Source organism: Candidatus Aminicenantes bacterium (assembly GCA_026393795.1).
Classification (GTDB): domain Bacteria; phylum Acidobacteriota; class Aminicenantia; order UBA2199; family UBA2199; genus UBA2199.
In genome coordinates this window covers 1-7178 of sequence record JAPKZL010000124.1, presented here as the reverse complement: position 1 = coordinate 7178, position 7178 = coordinate 1, and the positions used below count along the sequence as shown (strand labels likewise).

At 57.8% G+C, this 7178-nt stretch carries 5 protein-coding genes; all 5 read left to right on the top strand.

The window, feature by feature from the left end:
• Positions 1–572, top strand: a 572-nt coding sequence (locus NTW95_05930; protein ID MCX6556957.1) for a tetratricopeptide repeat protein, incomplete at its 5' end; no start/stop codon positions are given.
• Positions 573–654: 82 nt separating this feature from the next.
• Entirely contained in the window at positions 655–3387 is a 2733-nt protein-coding gene (locus NTW95_05925; protein MCX6556956.1) for a carboxypeptidase regulatory-like domain-containing protein, read from the top strand.
• An 82-nt stretch (positions 3388–3469) separates the two neighbouring features.
• Positions 3470–5416, top strand: coding sequence for a GWxTD domain-containing protein (locus NTW95_05920; GenBank protein ID MCX6556955.1), 1947 nt, complete (start codon positions 3470–3472; stop codon positions 5414–5416).
• A 50-nt stretch (positions 5417–5466) separates the two neighbouring features.
• Positions 5467–6363: a tetratricopeptide repeat protein gene (locus NTW95_05915; GenBank protein ID MCX6556954.1), complete on the top strand. Its 897-nt coding sequence runs from the start codon at positions 5467–5469 to the stop codon at positions 6361–6363.
• Positions 6364–6605: 242 nt separating this feature from the next.
• On the top strand, positions 6606–7178 hold a 573-nt coding region (locus NTW95_05910; protein ID MCX6556953.1), incomplete at its 3' end, for a tetratricopeptide repeat protein.

The window sequence follows — 7178 nt, the reverse complement described above, 5'->3', positions numbered from 1 at the left end:
AATGCCTGGCCCTGGACAACGCCAACGCGCAGGCCTGCAAGAAGCTGGGGGAGATTTATTTCTTGCAAGGAGATTACGAGAAGGCCACCGCCATGATCCGCAGAGGCATCGAACTCTCTCCCGAACAGCAGAAATCGCACTTCGACCTGGCCGTGATCGACGAGAGCCGCAACGACCCGGCCGGCGCCGAAGCCAACTACCGCCGCGAACTCGAAATCAATCCCGGCAATTTCATGGCTTCCTACAACCTGGCCGAACTGCTGCGCAAGGGCAACCGGTCCGATGAAGCGCTGGCATTCTACCAGGCGAGCATGAAGAGTCATCCATCCTTCGCCATCCCCTATTTCATGATCGCCAAGTATTATCTCGACCGCCGCCAGAGCCTGGACGAGGCCATCGCCCTGTGCCGCAAAGGGATCGCCATCAAGCCAGTTGATAAATATACGGCGTTCGGGTACTATATTTTGTCGGACATTTACGGCTATAAGGGGGAACGAGGTGCAGCCGAAACATGCTTTCGCCAAGCCGAGGCGCTGATGGCCGCGAAGGTCAGGCAGGGCGCTGGGGGATAAAACGATGAAGGCAACGACCACGACAATAAAAATCGGGACCACTCCCGAATACGCAGTTCAAATTTTTGGTTTAGGAGGATACATGCACAAAAAAACTGACAGGTTAATCCTGCTAATCGCCCTCTCCTTGTTTTTGCTGAATCCATTCCTGAATTCGCAATCCAAGGAAAACGGCGCGATCGTAGGCCAAGTGCTGATGCCGGATGGGTCGGCGCTTCCCGGCGTGGCGGTGAGCCTCTCATCACCGGCGCTCATCGGCGGCGTGCAAACGGCCATCAGCGACATCGATGGCAAGTTCCGCTTCATCGCCCTGCCGCCGGGAGCCTATGCTCTCGAGGCCAAGCTCGAAGGCTTCCAGGTGACCCGCAAGGAGGGAGTCCGCCTCTCGGTCAACATGACCCTCACCGTCGACTTCGCCATGACCCTGGGCACCCTCGAGGAAAAAATCACGGTCAAGGGCATGCTGCCCATGGTCGACGTCAAGGACTCGCAGACGGCCGTCTCCAACCTGACCAAGGAGATGATCCAGAACATCCCCAACTCCCAGACCGTGGCCAACATCGTCAACCTGGCCCCCGGGGTCTCGCAGAACGCCGCTTTCGGCGGCGCTGACAACGGCATCATGTACCAGGTGGACGGGGTCGACGTCTCCGACCCGGAGCTGCATACCGCTTATCTCTTCATCGACTACGGCGTCGTCCAGGAGGTCTCGGTCAGCGGCGTCGGCGCCCCGGCCGAGTTCGACGGCTTCAATGGCGCTGTCTTCAACACCGTGACCAAGACCGGCGGCAACACCTTCTCGGGCATGTTCGATTCCTACGTCCAGGCCAAGACCTGGAACAGCAAGAATTCCGATGACCCGAGCCTGACCCCCCCGGCCCAGGGTTACTACAACGCCCACATCGACATCGGCGGCCCAATCATCAAGGACAAGCTCTGGTTCTTCGCCGGCGCCCAATACCTGCAGCGCCAGAATGTTTTCAGCGGCTTCCCTGAAACCAGCGTCTACGACCAGCCCCGCCTCTTCCTGAAGTTCACCTGGCAGCCCAACCGCGACAACCGCATTTCCATGTTCCTTCACGGCGACCTTTACAACGGCAGCTACCGCGGCGGCTACGCGAACGTCGATCCGGCGGCCACGCGCAACCAGCGCTCGCCCGAGTTCGCCCCCAACATCAGCTATTTGCACATCTTCAACGACAAGACTTTCTTTGAAGCCAAGTTCGCCGGCTTCATCAGCTATTACAAATTGATCCCGGCGCAAGGGTATGACCTCCCCGGTCATTACGACGTTGGCCAGGACTGGTATTCGGTGAATTCCCTCACCTTCTACCACGCGTTCCGCGACCGTTACCAGCTCAACGCCTCGGTCAGCCACCACGCCGACAAGTTCATCGCCGGTTCGCACGACTTCAAGTTCGGCATCGACACCGAGATGAACCCGGGCCAGACCGACTGGGGTTACACCGGCGGCAAGCAGTATATCGACTACAATGGGGAGCCCTATCTGATGTACGCCTATGAGGGCTACAGCACCAAAGCCATCAACTTGCGCATATCCGGCTATGTCCAGGACAACTGGGCGGTCAGCGACCGGCTGACCATCAACCCCGGCATCCGCATCAATTTCTACCGCGGCTTTCTCAAGTCGGCGGGAACCTATTATCACCCGATCACAACGGGCAGCTATGAGAGCGTCTTCAAGCCGGACATCTCCATCGCCCCGCGCCTCGGCATCACCTACGACGTGTTCGGCGACCACACCACCGCGATCAAGTTCCATTACGGGAAATTCGTGGACAATATCATCACTACCTTCTATGAGGCGTTCGCTCCCTGCCCCGATTGGACCCAGTACAGCTGGGACGGCAGCGAATACGTCGAGGACTACACGATCAAGTGGGAGAACCTCTACACGATGGACGAGAACATCAGCCTGCCCTATATGAACCAGATCACCGTCGGCCTCGAACGCGAGATCATCACCGATCTGTCGGTCGCCGCCAACTTCATCTACCGCGATTTCCGCAACTTCATCGACAGGGTCAACCTGACGAGCGATTTCGAGCCAGTGACCTACATCACTCCCGACACCCACCAGCCCATCACCGTCTACAGCCAGACCGACCCGGGCGATGAAAAGTACCTGGTGACCAATATCAAGCAGGGCAATTATGGATCGGTCTACAGCAACATGGTCCCCTACACGCCCAGCCGCAAGTACCAGGGATTCGAGCTGGTCCTCAACAAGCGCTTCTCCAACAAGTGGCAGCTCATGCTCTCATACAACTACGGCAAAACCACCGGCTATTACAACAACCTCGAGGAGGTCGGCGGCCTCAGCCCCTACGCCGCGGCGCGGTATTCCAGCCTCTTTTCCGATCCCAACTGGCAGATCAACGTGAGCAAAAACAGCCACAACACCCTCGATCCCACCCACATGCTCAAAATTCAGGGCACGGTCATCCTCCCCTGGGATATCGCTTTTTCGCCCTACTTCTCCGTCATTTCGGGCGACACCTACAATACCTATTATCGGGTTGGCAACGAGATCAACCAGAAGGCCAAGTACATCCCGGCCCAGGAAGTCGGCTCCCTGCGCTTTCCGACCCGTGTCAATCTCGACCTGCAGGTGGAAAAAACGTTCACCATCAAGAACGACATGCGGATTGGCGTCATGTTCAACGTGTTCAACCTCTTCAATGCCAGCACCATCACGTCCTACCAGAACTACATCACGTCGGATGATTTCATGGCCACCTATGCCATTGTCAACCCGCGCAGCTTCCGCGTGGGTCTCAGGTTCTATTATTAATTGCTGAACTCGCGGGTCGTCAGGGAGATCGCCATCCCTGACGGCCCTGCCTTTTTCACTCTCCCTGTGCTATAATTTGCCAATGAAGCGGATTATTTTTTTGTTTTTTGAGCTGGCGGTCCTGGCGGGCAATCCTGTTTTGGCCGCCAAGGCCAAAAACGATCCCTGGAAATCCTGGCTGGTCGAGGTGTCTCCGATCATGACCCGCCTGGAAAAACAGACGGTCAACTTCATCAAGACCGAGGAGGATCGCCAGCGCTACCAGGAGGCGTTCTGGAAAGTACGCGATCCCGATCCGGCCACCCCGGCCAACGAATTCAAGGACGAGTATTTCCGGCGCCTGGAATATACCCGCAAGAGCCTGAACGGCCAGTCCTCCGACCGTGGCAAGATCTATCTCCTGCTAGGCAAGCCCCTGGAGATCAAGGATTTCAGCGGCTATGAAGACCTGGTCGATTGCCAGCTCTGGGTCTATCAGAACCTCAGCCAGAAAGGCCTGGCGTCCTTCATCAATCTCCTGTTTTTCCGCTACCACAACCTCGGCGATTACCAGCTCTTTTATCCCGGCATCCACAAACCGATGGACCTGCTGTCCCCGTACGCCGCCTACCGCCAGCGGACTCTCGTCAAGGCCTACAATACCCTTCTCGGCAATTCAGTGGAGCTGGCCCAGGCTTCGCTTTCGGTGATACCCGGGCAGGGCGATCCCGACACGACTCCGGTAACCGCCACGTCCGGGAGCGTCATGACCGACATTTTTTCCCTGCCCGAAAGGCAGGTGGAGACCAACTACCTGCAAAAATTCAGGGCGCCGGTCGGCAAGGTGGAGGTCAGCCAGTCAACCAGTGAAATCCGCGGCAAGCTGACCTGGGCGGTCACCCGCCGGGACGGCCTCAATTTCATCAATTACGCCTTCATTCCCGATTTCATCGGCCTCAAGCCCTATTCGCCCGACACGCAGCACGCCGAATTGACCTTCTACCTGACGGCCGTCGATGCTCAGGGGCAGACGATTTTTCAGGACGACCGCCGGCTGGACCTCAAACTGCCCAAGGCCAAGGCGGCCGAGATCCTGGAAAAGAAAGTCCTTTTCCAGGATTTCTTCCCGATCATCCCGGGGACGTTCACCGTGACGCTGGCCTGCATCAACAAGACCAGCGGCGAATTCTTTTCCCAAAGCCAGGAGCTGGTCGTGGCTCCCGACGGGCCGGTGGTCCTTTTCGGTTTCGCTGAGCGCACGTCCGCCGACCCCCGGCGCTATGAGCCTTTCGCCGCCGGTCAGCGCATGATCCAAATCGACCCGCGCGGCCTGTATGCCGCCCAGGACAGCCTGGTGGGCATCGTCGAGTCCGGGGAAGTTCCCGAAATAACCCTGTCCGCTGCCGGCGGCGATAAGAAAACGATCGCAACGCTGGCGCCGACGACCAGCCGGGACCGGCTCCATTCATACCGCTATGAGCTCAAGGACCTGGCCGCCGGCAACTACGTATTGCAGGTCATCCAGAAAGGCAGCTTGCTCCTCTCCCAGCCCGTGTTTCTCATGCCGGCCTACATGAAAATCAAACGCCCCTATCTGGTCGAAGAAATCGACGCCGCCGACTCCGAATACAATTTCCGCTTCATCGTCGGCCAGGAGTACATGAATCGCGGCGAGGTCGACGAGGCCATCCGCTGCTTCTCGCTGCTCCCCGCGGAAATGGTGACCGGCCAGTCCAGGCCGGTCATCGCCAGGGCCTATTACCAGAAACGCGATTTTGCCAAGGTGCTGGATCTTCTGGAGCAGGACGGCGTCGAAAAGACCTACACCAACCTGCTGCTGCTGGCCAACTCGGCCATAGAAACGAGATCGTTCGCCAAGGCATCCGCCTATCTCGAAGCGTTGAGGAACTACAGCGACACGGCCGAGATCAGCCGCCTGCTCGCGGCGACCTACCTGTCCCAGGGCGATTCCAAAAAGGCGCGTCTTTATTACGACCATGCCCGCCAGCTGGACGTGCAGGCCCAGGCCGTGCCGCCTACCGACAAATAAAAATGAAGACTCTGCGCATCATGGCGGCGGGTCGATAAAAGGAGGCAACGATGAAGAAGTTTCTTTTGCTGCTGTCGCTGGCCGGCGTATCTGTTTCCCTGCTGGCCCAGACAGGCATGATCGGCGCCATCAAGGGAACGGTCCGGGACGGCAAGACCCAGGCGTTGCTGGCGGATGTCAAGATCGTCGTGACCGATCCCCAATCCAAAGGCAAGCACGAGGTGCGGACCGACAAGGACGGATATGCATACATGAGCGGCCTCTATCCGGGAAACTACGAAATCACTTTCGAGAAGGAGGGCTACGTCCCCGCGTCAACCACGTTGCGTTTGGCTCCGGGGGAAACTCGGGACATCAACCTGACCCTTGAACCGGCCCTGCAGGCGGAAAAGGGAGCGGGACTTTTCAACAAGGGCTTGCAGCTGGTGAACGAAGAGAAATATACCGATGCCGTCGGTGCCTTCTCCCAGTCCCTGGTCGAAAATTCGGGAAATTTCCTGGCTTACTATTACCGCGGTTTTTGCCAGGAAAAGCAGGGCAACGCCGATGCGGCATTGCCCGACTACATCAAGACGGTCGAGCTGAAACCCGATTTTGTCCTGGGCCTCGCCTCTTTGGCCAAAGTGTATGCCAAGAAAGGCGATTTTGCCAAGGCGGTCGTCCACTACAAGAAGGTCTATGACCTGGGAACCACCGATACCAACTCCCTCTACAACTATGGCGTTTCTTTGGTCAACCTGGGAAAAAACGCCGAAGCCAAGACCATGTTCGAAAAGGTGCTCACCATCGATGCCACCCATGCCGACGCCTGCTACCAGCTCGGCCTCATCCTGCTCGGCCTGGGCGACATGGCCAAGGCCAAGGAGTGCCTCAAAACGTTCCTGGCCCTCGCCCCCGAACACAAGGACGCCGCCACCGCCAAGGCGATCATCGATTCGCTGAAATAGCAACACAAATTATACCAACACTATGTTTTTGGTAATTTCGTTGAGTAGCCAAAAACATTCAGTGTTGGTAATCTAATTTGTCTGTAAATAGCGGCCATCCCCGGGTCGCAATTTTTGCTGCCCGCATGGATCATTGGTGAAATGCGGCCCCGGAATTTTTCTGGAAAACAACTCCATTTTTCTGTAAAATAGCCAATGCACAAACCGATTCCCAATCGCGATCCCAAGACAAGGAGGCATCCATGGCAAAAAAGATCCTGATCCCGGTGGTCATCATTCTGGCGCTTATGGTTCCGGCCCGACACACGGCGCTCGCCGCCGCCGACGCCAAGGAATTGGCGCTGCAGGCGGAGAAGAAGCTGGATGAAGGGGACCGCCTGGCCAACGAGGGCAAGCTGGCGGAGGCCGCGGCCGTCTTCCAGCAGGCGGCGGAACTCTACGAGCAAGCCCTGAAAACAGATCCCAACAATAGTTCCTCCCGGCAGAATTATGCTTACAGCCTGGGGGAGCGGGGAATGATCTACGTCCGCAAAGGTCAGCAAGCCATCAAGGACAAGCAATACGCACCGGCGGCCGACTGTTACAACGCCGCGATTGCGGCCTACGACTCGGCCTTGAAAAAGCTGCCCCAGGAAAAGAATTTCCAGGTCAACCGCCGCCACTGCCGCCACGAGTGGGGTCTGGCGCAATTCCAGGCGAAGCTTGCCGCCAACGGGCCCGCCTATCCCTTCCAGCTCAACGGCCTGGACGGTTCCCCGGTCGGCCTGGCCAAAATGAAGGGCCGGGTGGTGCTGCTGGAATTTTCGGCGGGCTTG